At 61.0% G+C, this 13882-nt stretch carries 15 protein-coding genes, 1 tRNA gene and 1 other RNA gene; 9 read left to right on the top strand and 8 right to left on the bottom strand.

Annotated features, from left to right (window positions below; all coding sequences use genetic code 11):
• Positions 1-8: 8 nt before the first annotated feature.
• Entirely contained in the window at positions 9-911 is a 903-nt protein-coding gene (locus BBD46_RS12255; RefSeq protein ID WP_171908202.1) for an HNH endonuclease, read from the bottom strand.
• A 136-nt stretch (positions 912-1047) separates the two neighbouring features.
• Between BBD46_RS12255 and BBD46_RS12250 the strand changes: the two genes are divergently transcribed.
• Positions 1048-1596 carry a hypothetical protein gene (locus BBD46_RS12250; RefSeq protein ID WP_071401980.1) on the top strand — a complete coding sequence of 183 codons (549 nt, stop codon included), beginning with the start codon at positions 1048-1050 and terminating at the stop codon, positions 1594-1596.
• A gap of 376 nt (positions 1597-1972) precedes the next feature.
• Here the strand turns inward: BBD46_RS12250 and BBD46_RS12245 are convergent, their stop codons facing one another.
• The 3 genes from BBD46_RS12245 to BBD46_RS12240 all read right to left on the bottom strand — a co-directional run bounded on the left by BBD46_RS12245 (position 1973) and on the right by BBD46_RS12240 (position 4099).
• Positions 1973-2338 (bottom strand): hypothetical protein, encoded by a 366-nt coding sequence (locus tag BBD46_RS12245; protein ID WP_071401979.1) that lies wholly within the window; start codon positions 2336-2338, stop codon positions 1973-1975.
• Between the two features lie 626 nt (positions 2339-2964).
• Positions 2965-3720 carry a hypothetical protein gene (locus tag BBD46_RS22220; protein ID WP_139173586.1) on the bottom strand — a complete coding sequence of 252 codons (756 nt, stop codon included), beginning with the start codon at positions 3718-3720 and terminating at the stop codon, positions 2965-2967.
• Positions 3721-4024: 304 nt separating this feature from the next.
• Positions 4025-4099: transfer RNA gene (locus BBD46_RS12240), tRNA-Arg, on the bottom strand.
• A 166-nt stretch (positions 4100-4265) separates the two neighbouring features.
• Here BBD46_RS12240 and BBD46_RS12235 point away from each other — a divergent pair.
• The 4 genes from BBD46_RS12235 (at position 4266) to BBD46_RS12220 (ending at position 6347) form a co-directional block, all read left to right on the top strand.
• Positions 4266-4451, top strand: a complete 186-nt coding sequence (locus tag BBD46_RS12235; protein ID WP_171908201.1) for a DUF7511 domain-containing protein — start codon at positions 4266-4268, stop codon at positions 4449-4451.
• Between the two features lie 148 nt (positions 4452-4599).
• Positions 4600-5451, top strand: a complete 852-nt coding sequence (locus BBD46_RS12230; RefSeq protein WP_071401977.1) for a geranylgeranylglycerol-phosphate geranylgeranyltransferase — start codon at positions 4600-4602, stop codon at positions 5449-5451.
• A 117-nt stretch (positions 5452-5568) separates the two neighbouring features.
• Positions 5569-6033, top strand: coding sequence for a CoA-binding protein (locus BBD46_RS12225; RefSeq protein ID WP_071401976.1), 465 nt, complete (start codon positions 5569-5571; stop codon positions 6031-6033).
• Between the two features lie 119 nt (positions 6034-6152).
• Positions 6153-6347 carry a hypothetical protein gene (locus tag BBD46_RS12220; RefSeq protein ID WP_006654571.1) on the top strand — a complete coding sequence of 65 codons (195 nt, stop codon included), beginning with the start codon at positions 6153-6155 and terminating at the stop codon, positions 6345-6347.
• Positions 6348-6701: 354 nt separating this feature from the next.
• On the opposite strand, the gene BBD46_RS12215 is transcribed toward BBD46_RS12220, so the two are convergent.
• Together BBD46_RS12215 and BBD46_RS12210 are read right to left on the bottom strand one after the other, a co-directional pair.
• The gene (locus tag BBD46_RS12215; RefSeq protein ID WP_071401975.1) at positions 6702-7682 is read right to left on the bottom strand and encodes a PLP-dependent cysteine synthase family protein; all 981 of its coding nucleotides are present in this window, start codon (positions 7680-7682) and stop codon (positions 6702-6704) included.
• A gap of 162 nt (positions 7683-7844) precedes the next feature.
• Positions 7845-8201, bottom strand: a complete 357-nt coding sequence (locus BBD46_RS12210) for a DUF5798 family protein (protein WP_071401974.1) — start codon at positions 8199-8201, stop codon at positions 7845-7847.
• Between the two features lie 258 nt (positions 8202-8459).
• Here BBD46_RS12210 and BBD46_RS12205 point away from each other — a divergent pair, with 258 nt between their 5' ends.
• The 4 genes from BBD46_RS12205 to BBD46_RS12190 all read left to right on the top strand — a co-directional run bounded on the left by BBD46_RS12205 (position 8460) and on the right by BBD46_RS12190 (position 12679).
• A complete protein-coding gene (locus BBD46_RS12205; RefSeq protein WP_071401973.1) occupies positions 8460-10133 on the top strand; it encodes a potassium channel family protein in 1674 nt (557 codons plus the stop codon).
• A gap of 251 nt (positions 10134-10384) precedes the next feature.
• Positions 10385-10696, top strand: an RNA gene (ffs, locus tag BBD46_RS12200) — signal recognition particle sRNA.
• A 142-nt stretch (positions 10697-10838) separates the two neighbouring features.
• Positions 10839-11594, top strand: coding sequence for a helix-turn-helix domain-containing protein (locus BBD46_RS12195; RefSeq protein ID WP_071401972.1), 756 nt, complete (start codon positions 10839-10841; stop codon positions 11592-11594).
• A 161-nt stretch (positions 11595-11755) separates the two neighbouring features.
• Complete coding sequence (locus BBD46_RS12190; protein ID WP_071401971.1) at positions 11756-12679, top strand: DMT family transporter; 924 nt, start codon at positions 11756-11758, stop codon at positions 12677-12679.
• Between the two features lie 160 nt (positions 12680-12839).
• Here BBD46_RS12190 and BBD46_RS12185 read toward each other — a convergent pair whose 3' ends face one another.
• Complete coding sequence (locus BBD46_RS12185; protein ID WP_071401970.1) at positions 12840-13088, bottom strand: YhbY family RNA-binding protein; 249 nt, start codon at positions 13086-13088, stop codon at positions 12840-12842.
• An 84-nt stretch (positions 13089-13172) separates the two neighbouring features.
• Positions 13173-13505, bottom strand: coding sequence for a ribonuclease P protein component 4 (locus BBD46_RS12180; protein WP_071401969.1), 333 nt, complete (start codon positions 13503-13505; stop codon positions 13173-13175).
• Between the last annotated feature and the right edge of the window lie 377 nt (positions 13506-13882).

Genomic DNA, 13882 nt, shown 5'->3' with positions numbered 1-13882 from the left:
GACTCGGCTCACTCCATCCCGTGCAGTTCTCGGTGTGCCCGCAAGGCGTCCGAAGACGGCTGCTTCGCTGGCTCTTCGGGGACAGTGAGTTGTGTTCCCTCGAGTGCCCGAATTTCCTCGGGGACCGTCTCGTCAGTGCGGTCGTTCAGGATGATCTCACGGTCGTCCGTCGCTGCGAACCAGCCTGTATCGAACGCCCAGTGGTGGAGTCGGCACAGTGCGAGTCCGTTGTATATCCTGTCCTTGCCGCCCTCCGCTTTCGGATAGATATGAGCCGCTTCGACCTCCGGCTTGCCGTCCGGTGATCGCCGCGCTGCGCCGCACGCCGCACACGTGTCCTCGTAGGCACGTTTGACCTGCTTGGCGAACGCCGATGACCGTGCGAGTCGTGTCGTTTGTTCGCGCGCCGTCGTTTCTGTGAGCGGTGGATCGTCGTCTGCAGCCGTCATGACTGTCGCCTGGGCGTCAGTGTACTCGTCCCAGCCCACACTCCCAAGCTTTTGCATCTCGAACCGGTAGACCATCCGTTCGCCGTCGTTCACGTACGTGTGATTCATGACATCGACGAGTCCCTCGTACTCGTACGCATCAACGCCCTCCACGCTGGTGAAGAAGTAGATCGGAATGAGGTCGCGGGTTGCCTCCTTCAGCGCACGATTGGCGGCCGTCTCCGGCTGGTCGCCCTTCTCGGGGACGCCCTCGCCAATGTAGCGAAACCGGTCGCCATGCCCGATGCGGTCGTCGTAGATCTCGCCCTCGTTCGACAGCAAAATTATGTATCGCTGGTCGCCCGCCCGGCGGAGATTGATTCCCTTGATCTGATAGCCGAAATTCGTGCTGAATACGCCCTCCAGTTCCGCCTGTGTGACTGTCTGATGCAACTCGAGTTCGAACTCCCCTGGGCAACCCATTGTCTGAATTGACTGTCTTCGTCAGGGGAACCCTAAAGCTGCTGGCATCAGTCTGTCCACCGTCGATTTTGTCTTGGTCTCAAACGTCAATTCTAACGAAAGAATAAATTCATTCCGCTGAGAGTTTCAGCTATTGATGGTCTCACAGGAATCACTCAACAGACTCAAGCCGTTTATCGACGAGGGCGAAACGACGATCGATGGCTACTCCACCAGCCACGAAATCGGCGTCCTCACCGACCGGCAACTGCTTAGTCTCGAAGTACGCGGCCGAGAGAACTCCACGACGGTGGTCGACACAACGTACCTCGACCAACTCGGTGGCGTCTCGATCGAGCACAATACGACCCCCGACTTCCATCAGGACAAGCTCCTCTCAGCCATCGTCTCACTGGTCCTCGCACTCATCTCGCTCGCTCTCTTCGGCGCGATCGACGCGGAGGGACCCGCAACGGTCCTCCTACTCGTTGGTCTCGGCGTCGGTGTTCTGAGTCTCGTCCTGTTCGCGGAAGCGTTCAACACCCCCGAGGATACGGTTCACATCCAGCTCCAGACCGATACTGGGGAAACCGCCTGGCAGGCCCGGCTCGATGAGGAGTATCTCGAGTTCGCCGAAACGCTCTCGCGAACGGTCAGTTCGGCGCACGCGACGGCAGAGCCTGCGACTCGGACGGTTGGTCGGTGAGCAGCTGTCGATAACTCGGCTGTCGGGTCAGGTCGGGTCAGGAGATCGCGACCATCGGGATCAGGTTCTCTTCTGGACGAATTCTCTCGTGGAGTCCGTGGGCCTCACTACAATGCCCTGCGACCGCAGACGGATCGCGGTTTCGACTCGAGTGCCACGCAATGTGCTTGGGTGTGATGGTGTGGTCGGTGGTGGTTGTGGTGGTTTTGGTGGTGGTTCCGACTTGGATTCCGGTGAATCCCACCCATCACGCGCACACACACTGCCCGACACTCGATATTCCGCCGTGATCCGACTGCGTGCGGCCCCGTTTCGCCCCCCAATGAGGGACTGAGGAACAGGCAAGGGACGAGTGTAGAGTCGGAGGGAACTCGAGTTAGGACTCGTCAGTTCGATCGGGGTGGGTGACCTGCGTGGGCTGATTGGTGTGGGTTTTCTGGTCGGGGATCGGTGGGGCGATGCGACAGCCACAGGGGCCGGCGACGGCGTCGGTGGGGCCGATTATCGTCGTGCGGCGGATGGGGGTGTTGCATCGTGGGCACGGTCTGAATTCGTAGTTGGTGGTCGTCTGGTCGTCGGTGTCTGTGTGGTCGGTGGTGTGGTTGTCGTTGTGATTGGCTTGGTTGCCTCGGTTGGCTTGGCTGTCTTGGTCATCTTGGGTCGCGTCACTCCGTCGAGCATCGCCTCGGTCGGCATCGTGACCATCGAGATCACGGGGCCCGTCGTCGTCACTTAGGTCCATTGGGACCACCTCGGAACGTCGGTGGGGTTGCCGACGATTGCTCTGCCGACAACTCCATCGCTAAATCCGGACAAGAGCAACGCTACTGGGTGGACGCGGCGATGCGTCAATCGTGCGGGATGTTTATATCCCGTGAGAATGTACGCAATCATGGCTTCGGCGAAACGCGCTTAGAAGCCACGCCTTGGGTGTTCCAGCACCCGGGGCATTTCCGTACCCCAACGTCGCGGCTTCCGTTCTAATTGTTAACTGGTAGTGACTTATATCTACCGCTGGAGGGCGGGAAGAAGAGAAAGTACAGACGTATGATTTGGGTTCAAGAAGCCTGCTACTCTTATGTAAGGGCTGTATTGGTATTCTTAGATTGACTTCGGTTGCATTCCGAGAAGGGCAGTCGAACCCGCATACCCGCACACAAACCCTGAACTGCTAGTTTTGATGATTATTAAGCGGTTTATGTCCTCTCCAAATTGGCAGGCGCTGGCGGTCAACAGGAAGAACGTCTATTTCTCATGCTACTTAATCCGGTTTGTGCACACGGCTTGCTCTTTTTTGTGTGCATATTTAGGAATCCGATTTTGGCAATACTTCAAGGGGAAGAAACACACCAGATAGTCTTTGGCAAGTTATGACCGCTTATTGCGCTTTTTCCATTCCTTTCTCATCGTAGTTCGAGCAACGCTTAGATAGCTACCCTCGTTTTTGTATACGTCCCAATGACGGTTCAGTACTTTTAGAATGTACTCGGTGGGACTGCTCATCCATCGACGGATCACTGGGAAATTCGATAAGCATTCCAGTATATAACAAAGAGCCAGAAGAGATGTGAATTTCTGGCCTTTGAGGCATCTATTCCATAAATAATAGCTAACAACGTCTGCCCTCTTCCGTGACATCCTCCGTATTTCACTCTCTGGAATGACTAAATTTTCATTGTATGTTTTTATTGTATCACTATTCATCCTCAACAGCCCTAAATAAAGGACAGGGATCGCAACAACAGTGGCCGGTAGAAACGTGATTAGTGAAACACCATTAGAAAACCAATATGCGAAAAAGGATCTAGATTCTAACCCTGCATACGTGGTAACCACCAGAAGAAACGCTAGTAGGTAGTTGATTTTCGCGCTAACGCTGTTCAGAAAGCCGACAAACTCATCGACTTCTTCGTGAGGATTATATTCTCGTGCTCTTTGACTTGATTGGCTTGCTTTTTCCACTAAGGTTGGATTATCCCATTTGCTAAATACTTTCTTCACAAAAGGGTCATCTAAGTATTTTGCCTTCAGAAAATCGAGAAACATAGAACGGATTTCCTTTAAGCCCTCAAATGGCGTTGTCTTCTGTATGAAATGCTTTGTCGGCTCCCAACCAGTAGCCATAATTTCCGATATGATGTTTATCCTCAAATCAATACTGACTGTTCACTGAGATACCCACCAGACCACCGGCTCCTTGCCGGACCGCACTTCACACCTCTGAGGACCACCACTAGAGTCGACTGTCCGCCTTTAGATGGCGGCGGGTACTCAAGTATAATAGTGTCGTGTAGCAATAGTTCGGGGCGCTACAGGATTGTGAACTACGCCGAGACGGTCGCTCACTTCGTTCGCATCCCGCCTCGTCTCGTTCAAATCCTTCGCGATCCAGTATCTGTCGCTCACGAAGTTGTTCGCGACAGAAACATGGGCGCTACAGGATTTGAACCCGTGACAGCTTGGTCCGAAGCCAAGTACTCTGTCCAGACTGAGCTAAGCGCCCGCACCCTTCCGTATCCGTCGACCTCCTATAAGTCACTCGATTTTCACCGCTTCCGACAGGCACCACCATACCCCGATCCACCCGCTCACCCACACTCCACTCAGTCATTCCCACCCTGTGAAAACGACCGTGACCGGTCTTTATCTGGGAGCCAAAGACACCGCTGATGACCGCACGCGAGTTTACAGCCACCGACGAATCCACCCCTCATGCGTCCGATGCACTCGAGTTGCACCACACTGAGCCGGGAACGGTGACCCTGATCCCGGCGGATGCGAGTGAGGTCGAGCGAGCGGAGGCGTGGCTGTCGGTGTCGGAGTCGGTGTGTTGTGAACTCGGGCGGTGGCGGTAGGGGGAGTGGAGTGCAGTTGGTGTGAAGTTAGTGTGCAGTCGGTGTAATGGAGCGCCACTGCTACACCTGTCGTCGCGGGCACGCTGAGTCGGATGCCCGTCGAACGCGGACCGTACGGTTTAACCGGCCTGCCTGAGCACTCCCGGCAATGACAGCGGGGGAGACGGTTCGCGGGTTGCTCGAGCTGACACGACCGGTGAACGTGCTGGCCGCGAGCGTGTTGACGTTCATCGGCGCGTTCGTCGCTGGCGGCCTTGGCTCGTATCCACTGCAGACGGGCGCGGCAGTCGCCGCAACCGGGCTCGCAGTCGGTGCCGGAAACGCGATCAACGACTACTTCGACCGGGAGATCGACCGGATCAACCAGCCCGACCGGGCGATCCCCCGCGGTGCAGTGAGTCCGCGTGGCGCACTCGTGTTCAGTATCGTGCTCTTCGCGGCCGCAGTCGGGCTCGCACTCACCCTGCCCCTGGCAGCGCTCGCCATCGCCGGGATCAACCTGGTCGCGCTGGTGGCCTACACGGAGTACTTCAAGGGCCTCCCCGGCCTCGGAAACGCGCTGGTGGCCTACCTCGTCGGGAGCACCTTCCTCTTCGGCGCGGCGGCGGTCGGCGAGATCGGTCCCGCAGTCGTCCTCTTCGCGCTCGCGGCGATCGCAACGCTCACTCGCGAGATCATCAAGGATGTCGAGGATATCGAAGGCGACCGCGAAGAGGGGCTGAACACCCTCCCGATCGCCATCGGCGAGCGCCAGTCGCTGTACGTCGCAACCGTCTTGCTCGTGATCGGCGTGATCGCAAGTCCGCTGCCCTACGTGCTCGGCTACTTCGAACTCGAGTACCTCCTGCTCGTGCTCCCGGCGAACGCGATCATGATCGTGGCGGTGTACGAGAGTTTCACGGACCCGACGATTGGGCAAACCCATCTCAAGTACGGCACCTTCCTCGCGGCGCTGGCGTTCATCGTGGGACGGGCGGCACTCGAGGTCAACGTGTTTTGAGCCGTCCGGTGTGCGAGCGAGTGAGATCTGACAGGGACCAGTCACAGCCACGCAAGTGCCGCGCGAGGAGGCGAGCGCGGCGAATCATACAACAGCCTGGAGTCGCTACACGATACTATGACGGCCACCGTGGGAACCAACGAGCCGGACGCGCTCCGGGAGATACTCGAGTCCGAGACGATCGCGGTCGTGGGCTGTTCGCGGACGCCGGGGAAGGCGGCCCACGGCGTGCCGGCGTATATGCTCGAACAGGGCTACGACGTGATTCCGGTGAATCCGTTCGCGGACGAGATTTTCGGCCGAGAGGCGTTTGAATCGCTCGCAGCGGTCGCCGAGCAGTCAGGTACCGACGACGAGGAGGATGTCGACGTCGACATCGACATCGACATCGTCTGCGTCTTCCGCCCGAGCGCAGAGGTTGCCGATGTCATCGCATCGGTACTCGAGTACGAGGTTGGCGACGTGATCTGGCTCCAGCAGGGGATCCGTGACGATCAGGCGGCCGAGCGCGCCGTGGACGCAGGGTACCGTGTCGTACAGGATCGGTGTCTCAAGGTCGATCACCGGAGACTCGTTGCCTGACCGAGATCGAAAACGGGCGTCGTGGGCCTGGTGACGGGGAGCGCCGGCCATTGATCAAACACTGAGGGGTACCACCGACAGAGACTTACATACCAGCGGACTACACGAGAGACGTACCTATGTGTGACCGGTCCGGGAACTGTTCCAACGACGGGGTCTGTCAGCTCGTCTTGCGGAACCGGCAGACGGGCATGGACGTCGTCGAGCACCACTGCAAGGCACATCTCGTCCTCCGGGTGTGGGAGGTCGAGCGCGATGACGAATTCGAGGTTGTCGATGCGACGACGCTCCAGCAGTCCTCGACGGCCGGATAACGGCTGATTGCTGCAATCGGCCTTCGCTCGGAGACTGTCGAGGAGCTGGACTCACAACGTCTGTCTCTCCCGTGAGAGCAGGTGTTTGCACTCGCACGCGTACTGGTACTGATACTGGTTCTCGTACACGCACGCATACATACATCTGGCACTTTTGGCGGCTGCCATCGGTGTGAAATAGGAGCCGTTGGCAGCTGCTGTCGCCGTGGAACAGGAGCGTTGGCGGCGTCGGTCACATACTTGTGGCGACGATCGCGATCTCAGTCACGGTCACAGTCACACAGCTATAGTCACAGTCACACAGCCAACACTCGAGTACCCCCACACTGAATCGTGCCACCGCCGACGCGGTGCTTAGGAACTCCACTCCTCGAACGAGCGGTAGATTCCCTTCGAGAGGTAGCGCTCACTCGAGTCTGCGAACACAGTAACGACGGTGTCGTGGGGTGTCTCGATCTCGCCGTCGGCGATCTTGCGGGCGACCTGCTTCGCGGCGACGCCGGCGGCACCGGCACTCGAGCCGACCAGGTGTCCTTCCTCGCGTGCGAGTCGCTCGAGTTCCGCGTGCGCATCACGGTCCGCAACCGGATACACCGCGTCGACGAGTTCGGGGTCGAACAGTTCGTTCGTCTCGACGTTGTGGGTGCCGATACCTTCGATCTTGTACTCGCCTTCCTCACGATCTTCGCCGAGCAGTTCGCCGTAGACGGAGCCGTCGGGTTCGACTGCGCCGACGTAGGTGTCCGGGTCCTGCTCGAGGGCGTAGCGGGCGATGCCCATCAGCGTGCCCGCGGTGCCACAGCCGGCGACGATGGCCCCGACGTTGCCGTCGAGTGCCTCGTAGATTTCGGGGCCGGTGGTGGCGTAGTGGGCCTCCGTATTCAGCGGGTTCGCGAACTGCTGGGGGACGACGGCGTCGTCGAGTTCGTCGGCCAGTTCGTGTGCGCGGTCGATCGCACCGCCCATGCCGTCCTCCGTCGGCGTGTTGATGACCTCGGCACCGAGGGCGGCCATGAGTTGCTGTTTCTCGACGCTGAAGCGTTCGGGGACGACGAAGATGGCGTCGAGGCCGAGCTGCTGGGCGGCCGTCGCGAAGCCGATGCCCGTGTTGCCTGCAGTCGGCTCGATGACCGTGCCGCCCGCGGGAACGTCGCCGCGTTCGAGCATCCGCTCGAGCATGTAGCGGCCGATCCTGTCCTTGACGCTCGCGCCTGGGTTGAACGACTCGAGTTTGGCGTAGATTCGGACGCCCTGCGGGCCGTCTCGAATCCGTACGAGGGGCGTTTGCCCGATCGTCTCGAGCACCGAGTCCAACGGTCGCTCGTGGGTCGTCATCGTGCTGGCAAATGTTGCCACTGTTGTTAGGTCTTCCCTTTCTTTTTGTATCCGTGTCACGCTTCCGTCACTCGGTTACCGTCTTTCCCAAGCCACAGCGGAGCGAGTCTGGTGTTCTGTGTCGGCTACAGAAACGACGTACGCGGGTGGAACGTATCGGATCTATTCGGCGGGCTGTTCGCCAGCGTCAGCGCTTGCACCGGCTTCGCTCTCTGAACCTCCTTCGTCGCCCTCACCGGTCTCGCCTTCTGCGTCGGCCGCGGCGAGGTCGTCGGCGTCGTCGATTGCTGCATCAGCGAGGATCTGTTCACCGTCGATATCGTGCTCGTCGGCGATCGCGAGCAGCAACTGGCGCTGTTCTGCGATCTGGTGATCCATGCGCTTGACGGTGTCGTGCGTGTCGTCGACCTCGCCTTCGAGGTTAGTGATGCGCTGTTGAAGCTGCTGTACCTGCTTGTACATCGCTTCGGCGCGGTCGGAGAGGCCCTGAATCTTCTTTGCGGTGCTGCCAAGTCCCATGTATCAGACATACAGCGGCTGGCTAATGGGCTTTTTCCTCCGACTGGACGACGAAACGAGCGGCTCTCATATCGCCGGTCGATACCAGTGGATAGCGGACGTAGAACGGCGAACGACGGACGGCGAACGGCAACCCACCAAACCTCATGCTCTCACACGGTGTGGAATCGGTATGTCCGAGCCGAACCCGTCGGAACGGTCCCGACACCGGCCGCGGTCCCGACGCTGGCCGAAAGGCCGTCTCAGGGGTGTGGCCCGTTGGTTGCACTGACCCGACGTCTAGTTGTCTATCTGGCATCGTTCGTCGTCCTGCTCGCTGTCTACACCCTCACGTACCAGTGGGGAATGGCTGTCTTCGAGGGCGAGTCACGAACCTGGTACCAGGCGCTGGAAATCGTCGTCCAGTCGATGACTACCACCGGCTACGGGCAGGACGCGCCCTGGGAAACCCTCGAGATGACCGTCTTGGTGCTGCTCATCCAGGTGACCGGAATCGCCTACATCGCCGTCGCAATCCCGCAGTTCGTCATCCCCTGGCTTCAGCAGATGGTGGAGCCGACGCCGCCAACGGAAACCGACGCGCTCACGGACCACGTCGTCATCGTCGGCTACACTGCCAGTTGCGAACAACTCATCGACGAACTGACGGCCAACGGAACGCCCCACGTCATCGTCGAAGGCGATCCGGAGCGAGCCCAATCGCTCTACGAATCCTCGTTGACCGTCTTACACCGTGATCCGACGACCACCGACGGCCTCGAGGCTGCCCGACTCGACGAAGCCCGTGCCGTCGTCGTCGACGCTACAGAGCGCGACGTACTGCGAGCCGCGCTCACCATCGAAACGTCCTCCCCCTCGGTCCCAATCTTCGCCTTCGTCGGCGAGCTCTCGTTGGCCCGGTACTTCCGGTATGCCGGCGTCGACGAGGTCCTGCTGCCGAAACACCGACTCGGCAAGGCACTCGGCGACCGCGTCCGGACTGTCGTCACACTCGCAGTCGACGACCGCGACGCGTTCGAGGAAGCATACGACGTTCTCGAGTACCACGTCGATCCCGAGTCGGAGCTGTTCGGAGAGACGGTCGCGTCGATGCGGCGGCTCGAGCGAACTGGGGCGACGGTGCTCGGTGCCTGGGTGCGTGGCGACTTCGTCACCGTGCTCTCAGAACACGTTCGCGTCGACGAGAACACGACACTGGTCGTCGTCGGCACGGAAGCAGCGCAGGCAGCGGTCGCCGAGCGAACGGGCACGCGGGGAACGCAGTACCGAGAGACCGGTGGTCGGGTCGTCGTTGCTGGCCGGGGTCTGGTCGGCGCGACCACCCGTGGAACGCTCGAACGGGCGGGCGTCGAAACGACGGTGATCGACACCGATCCCGCAGCGCAGAGCGACGTCGTTGGTGATGCGACCGAGGAAGCGGTTCTCATCGAGGCAGGGATCAGGGATGCACAGACGTTTCTCGTTGCACTCGAGTCGGATGCCGAGACGATCCTTGCAACGTTGACTGCGCGGGCGCTGAATCCAGCAGTGCGGATCATTGCTTGCGCAGAGACGACAGCCAATGTGAACGCGTTGCGAACGGCAGGGGCGTCTGACGTGCTCGCACTGCCAAGCGTTGCGGGCCGGATGATCATGCTCCGGGTGTTCGAACACGAGACGATGCGACTCGGCGATCGGGTGGTGATCGAACAGGTCGCGGTCCCGGCACGCAGTGGGACAGAACTCTCACAGGCACGTATTCAGCGCGAGACCGGCTGTGCCGTCGTCGCACTCGAGCGAGCGGGGGCGTTCTACAGCGATCCAGATGGGATGGTACTTGAGTCGGGTGACTCGCTTATACTGTCGGGAACGGATCGACAGCTGGAGTGGGTTCGGGAGGTGTACGAACAGGGTCGAGAGCGGACTGATGGTGACGGCGACGGTGTGCAGTGAGGCTGGAGAGGGTTGTGTATTCGTTGGGAGAGATTGTCGTGGACTGGATGAACTGGGTGGTCTGAGTAGTCTGGGCAGTCTGGATGGACTGGGTGGTTTGACCGGTCTGAGCGGTCTGAGTGGTCTGGGCGGTCTGGGTGAGGTAAGTGACCTGGCTGATTTGGATGAACTGGATGAACTGAGCGAGGCGAGTAGACTGCCGTCGTGCGGTTGGCGAGGCGAAAGGTCCTTAAGTAGCCGGACGCTACATTCGAGTGGATAGGTCGGGCAGTTTGGCCCTGCTCACTACCCGCGCTATGGTCATTAGCGGGGACCGAACACCGCGGGCGTCCGGTCAGACCGGCCGGGGCCCCGGGAGCCAACGTGGAAGCCTCGTCCGTCGGGGACAGCGGTCCACGGTGGCCGTCCGCAGGGACGTCCCATCGTGGTTAGCCGGCGACAGCCCATCAGGCGCGGAAGCGAGCAGTGGACCGCCGGACACCTGTCGCTCGACGGGTCGCGGGGTGGAGAAGGCAACCGGGATTCCCCCGGCCGGAACGCCGGGCAATCGCGGCCTCCACATTCATACTGCATTCTACTCGTTCAGCGTCGGCCACAGGCACAACGGTGGCCGGCAACAGCCGTACTACCCGTAACACCCACACCACCCAGCGCAGTTCCAGCCGCGACCACAACACGATTAGCCGTCGACCCCGAGGCATACGTATGATCAGCCTCGCGCTTTCGATCCGGCAGGACGACTGCCCACTGAGCGCGGCCAGCGACGCCCACGAGGTCGCATTCGTCACCCCACACTGGCACTACGACCACGACCGTTCCCAACTCGAGTTGCGCATCCTCGCAGACGCCGCAGACCGGACCGCACTTGAGCACGGGCTGGACGTGATCCGCGCACATCCGGAGACTGACTCCTTCAACTTACTCGCAAAGCAGGGTGGAACCGCGCGCGTCCATCTGACGATGGGGACGACCGTGACGATGGGCACCGTCGTCGCCAACGGGGGCTACCTCACTGCGCCCTTCGAGAACGTCGACGGCCGCGAGCGCTGGCAGATCGGCTTCGACGACGAGCGCGCCGCCGAGCACACGCTGGCCGTCCTCAGCGACCACGACGACGAGTTCGAGGTCCACGACCGCCAGCGCCTCGACCCCGAGACGGTGCTGGCGGATGTCCGTGCCGATGCGGTCGGGACCACCGTCCTCGAGGGCGCGCGACAACTCACCGAAACTGAGCGCGAGACCCTTCACCGGGCTGTCGCCGGCGGCTACTATGCGGTCCCGCGGACGGCAACGCTCGGCGACCTCGCAGCCGACCTCGACGTCTCGGACGCCGCGGTTTCGAAGACGCTCCGTCGCGCCGAGCAGAAGTTATTGGCTCCGATGGTGGGTGTACTCGAGTCCAGTGGGGAATCGCAAAGTGGTCGACTCGACTGGCCCGAGGGAGACTGCGAGCATACGTGACTCGCCAGGGAGTGACTGTTTCTGGACTGGTGGTTGTTTGTTCTGTTTCTGTTTCTGTTCTTGCTCCTGTTCCCCTCTCTGACGCAGGCGAGCGGACACGAACCAACCGAAGTTAACATCCTAACGATAGCACCCATTCCCGGACAGTCCCTACTCTGAATGTGTACTGGAAAGCCGTTTCGCTGCCGCCGATCTCGCCGTATCTCTTCGCACTGGCCCCGCTCGCCGCCGCAGCGCTCTGGGGCGGCCTCTACGGCGTCAGCAAGTGGGGCTTCGATGCCGTCCCGCCGCTGACGCTCGCGTTTCTGCGGGTCGCCGTCGGCGCGATTGCCCTGCTCACCGTCGTCAATTACGTCTACCCCCGCCGGCGCTTTTCCCGGCGAGACCTGCTCAGTTTCGCGGTTCTCGGTGCGGTCGTCGCCGCCTCGCTCGCAACCCAGTTCGTCGGCACCGCGTTGACGACCGCCAGCCAGGGCTCGCTCATCACCGTCCTCACGCCGATCTTCACGATCCTGCTCGGCGTCTCCCTGCTCGGCGAGGACCTCTCCCCGCGGCTCGTCGCTGGGATCACTATCGCGACCGCTGGCACCGTCATCGTCCTCTCCGGGCAGTACCACCTCGCCGAACTCGCCGGCGTCGCGACGACCGGCATCCTCATGCTCCTGCTCGCGAGCGCGACGTGGGCGCTGTACACCGTTCTCGGGAAGCCGCTGATTGAACGCTACTCCGCACTCGAGACGGCGACGTACTCCTGTGTCGCTGCGGTGCCCATGCTCGCCGTCCTCGTGCCGGTCGAACTCGCCCGCACTGACGCCTCGCTGTCCTCGATTCCGGTGACGCCGGAACTCGTCGTCGCGGTGCTCTACCTCGGTCTTCTCGGCACCGCGGCCGCGTGGTATCTCTGGTACAAGGGACTCGAGTACGTCGACGCGAGCGTCATCTCGGCGTTCTTCTTCGTCCAGCCGGTTGTCGGGGCGATTTTCGGAGCGGCGGTGCTGGGTGAGTCGCTCGGCTCGCGGTTCGTGCTGGGCGGTGCTGTGATGGCGGTTGGCGTCTATCTGGTGTCGACGGAGTCGGCGGCCTAGATCGGCGTGGCCTATCTGTTGTAAAAGAGTCGCTGTGTGTCTTTTCGCCGCGTGTCGACCGTGCTGGTGGTCGTCGGTGGTTGTCTGTGGTTTCCGGTGGTTGTCGGCACCTACCAATGATTTCCGGAGATGATCGGTGCTGTCCGATGATTTCCGGAGTCTACCGGTGGAAAACGGCCGTATGACCGCGCGTATCGATCACCTGTGCGTTGACGCTGTCTGCGAGGCCCGCTGCCTTTTCCTCGGTCGAACTGCCGGCGCGGGCCGCGCGGAGGAACTTCACCTTCACGAGGTCTCGATCCGCGAGCTGGTCGTTGAGTTCGTCGACGACGGCGTCGACACCGCTCTTGCCGACCCAGACGGTAACGTCGACGTCGTGGGCCCGCTCTTTGAGTTTCTGCTGGTCCATACCGACACGTATCGGGTCCAGGCGGTTAATCCTCTCGAAGACGGGGCTGCGCTGTCATCGCTGCCACGATACCGGTATCCGCAGTTACCGCCCGTCAGTGGGCGATTCCGAGCCGGTGTCCGACTCGACACTGTCCTCGCGCTCCGTGTAGGGGTAGCGAGCGTGTGCGCCACAGTCACAGGAGATCACGACGTGGCCGTTCTGCAGCCTGACCCGTGCGTTCTTGCCCGGGCGAAGATAGGTGTCGCAGTCGTCACAGGTGAAGCGTCGAAACTCACGCGGGAGGGGCAATCGGTTGCGCTCTGCGACACGACGAGCGAGTCGAACGTAGTATCGCGCACGGTCGTCCTCGCCGTCGGCTGCCGCCGCTCGAGCGAGGTCGTGAAGGCGACCGATCCGTTCCTCGGCGACGGTCATGGCCACGGCTTGTACCGGTTTGCCTATTGGTGTTGTGTTCTGTTCCGTCGGCTCCAGCGTTCCATCAGTTCCAGCACCCTATTGGTCCCAGCCGTCCCAACTGGGGAAGTCCACACACTCCGCCCGTCAGTTTTGTCTCAGGAACGGTTTAACCACATCATATCGGTGTGTCTGGCGCTCAGTTCGACCGGGCTTACTCGAGTACCCCACCGTTCAGCAGTTTCGAGGCGGAGCCCCCGGCCTCAAGGAGCGAGGGCTTCCGACTGGTCGGAAGCACGAAGTGAGTAGGCCGGGGAGGAAGCCGACACAGAGTGACGCAAACCACAAGACAGCAGCCGACCGACTCCCCAATGATTAAGTTCCGTTGAAACCACATC

This window comes from Natrialba sp. SSL1 (assembly GCF_001861355.1).
Classification (GTDB): domain Archaea; phylum Halobacteriota; class Halobacteria; order Halobacteriales; family Natrialbaceae; genus Natrialba.
The sequence above is the reverse complement of the archived record's forward strand: the minus strand, read 5'-3'. Positions and strand labels throughout refer to the sequence as shown.

What these genes read in the sequence shown, in the direction of transcription:
- BBD46_RS12255 (WP_171908202.1), bottom strand. Translation starts at nt 911, where the DNA reads ATGGGTTGCCCAGGGGAGTTCGAACTCGAGTTGCATCAGACAGTCACA.
- BBD46_RS12250 (WP_071401980.1), top strand. Translation starts at nt 1,048, where the DNA reads ATGGTCTCACAGGAATCACTCAACAGACTCAAGCCGTTTATCGACGAG.
- BBD46_RS12245 (WP_071401979.1), bottom strand. Translation starts at nt 2,338, where the DNA reads ATGGACCTAAGTGACGACGACGGGCCCCGTGATCTCGATGGTCACGAT.
- BBD46_RS22220 (WP_139173586.1), bottom strand. Translation starts at nt 3,720, where the DNA reads ATGGCTACTGGTTGGGAGCCGACAAAGCATTTCATACAGAAGACAACG.
- BBD46_RS12235 (WP_171908201.1), top strand. Translation starts at nt 4,266, where the DNA reads ATGACCGCACGCGAGTTTACAGCCACCGACGAATCCACCCCTCATGCG.
- BBD46_RS12230 (WP_071401977.1), top strand. Translation starts at nt 4,600, where the DNA reads ATGACAGCGGGGGAGACGGTTCGCGGGTTGCTCGAGCTGACACGACCG.
- BBD46_RS12225 (WP_071401976.1), top strand. Translation starts at nt 5,569, where the DNA reads ATGACGGCCACCGTGGGAACCAACGAGCCGGACGCGCTCCGGGAGATA.
- BBD46_RS12220 (WP_006654571.1), top strand. Translation starts at nt 6,153, where the DNA reads ATGTGTGACCGGTCCGGGAACTGTTCCAACGACGGGGTCTGTCAGCTC.
- BBD46_RS12215 (WP_071401975.1), bottom strand. Translation starts at nt 7,682, where the DNA reads ATGACGACCCACGAGCGACCGTTGGACTCGGTGCTCGAGACGATCGGG.
- BBD46_RS12210 (WP_071401974.1), bottom strand. Translation starts at nt 8,201, where the DNA reads ATGGGACTTGGCAGCACCGCAAAGAAGATTCAGGGCCTCTCCGACCGC.
- BBD46_RS12195 (WP_071401972.1), top strand. Translation starts at nt 10,839, where the DNA reads ATGATCAGCCTCGCGCTTTCGATCCGGCAGGACGACTGCCCACTGAGC.
- BBD46_RS12185 (WP_071401970.1), bottom strand. Translation starts at nt 13,088, where the DNA reads ATGGACCAGCAGAAACTCAAAGAGCGGGCCCACGACGTCGACGTTACC.
- BBD46_RS12180 (WP_071401969.1), bottom strand. Translation starts at nt 13,505, where the DNA reads ATGACCGTCGCCGAGGAACGGATCGGTCGCCTTCACGACCTCGCTCGA.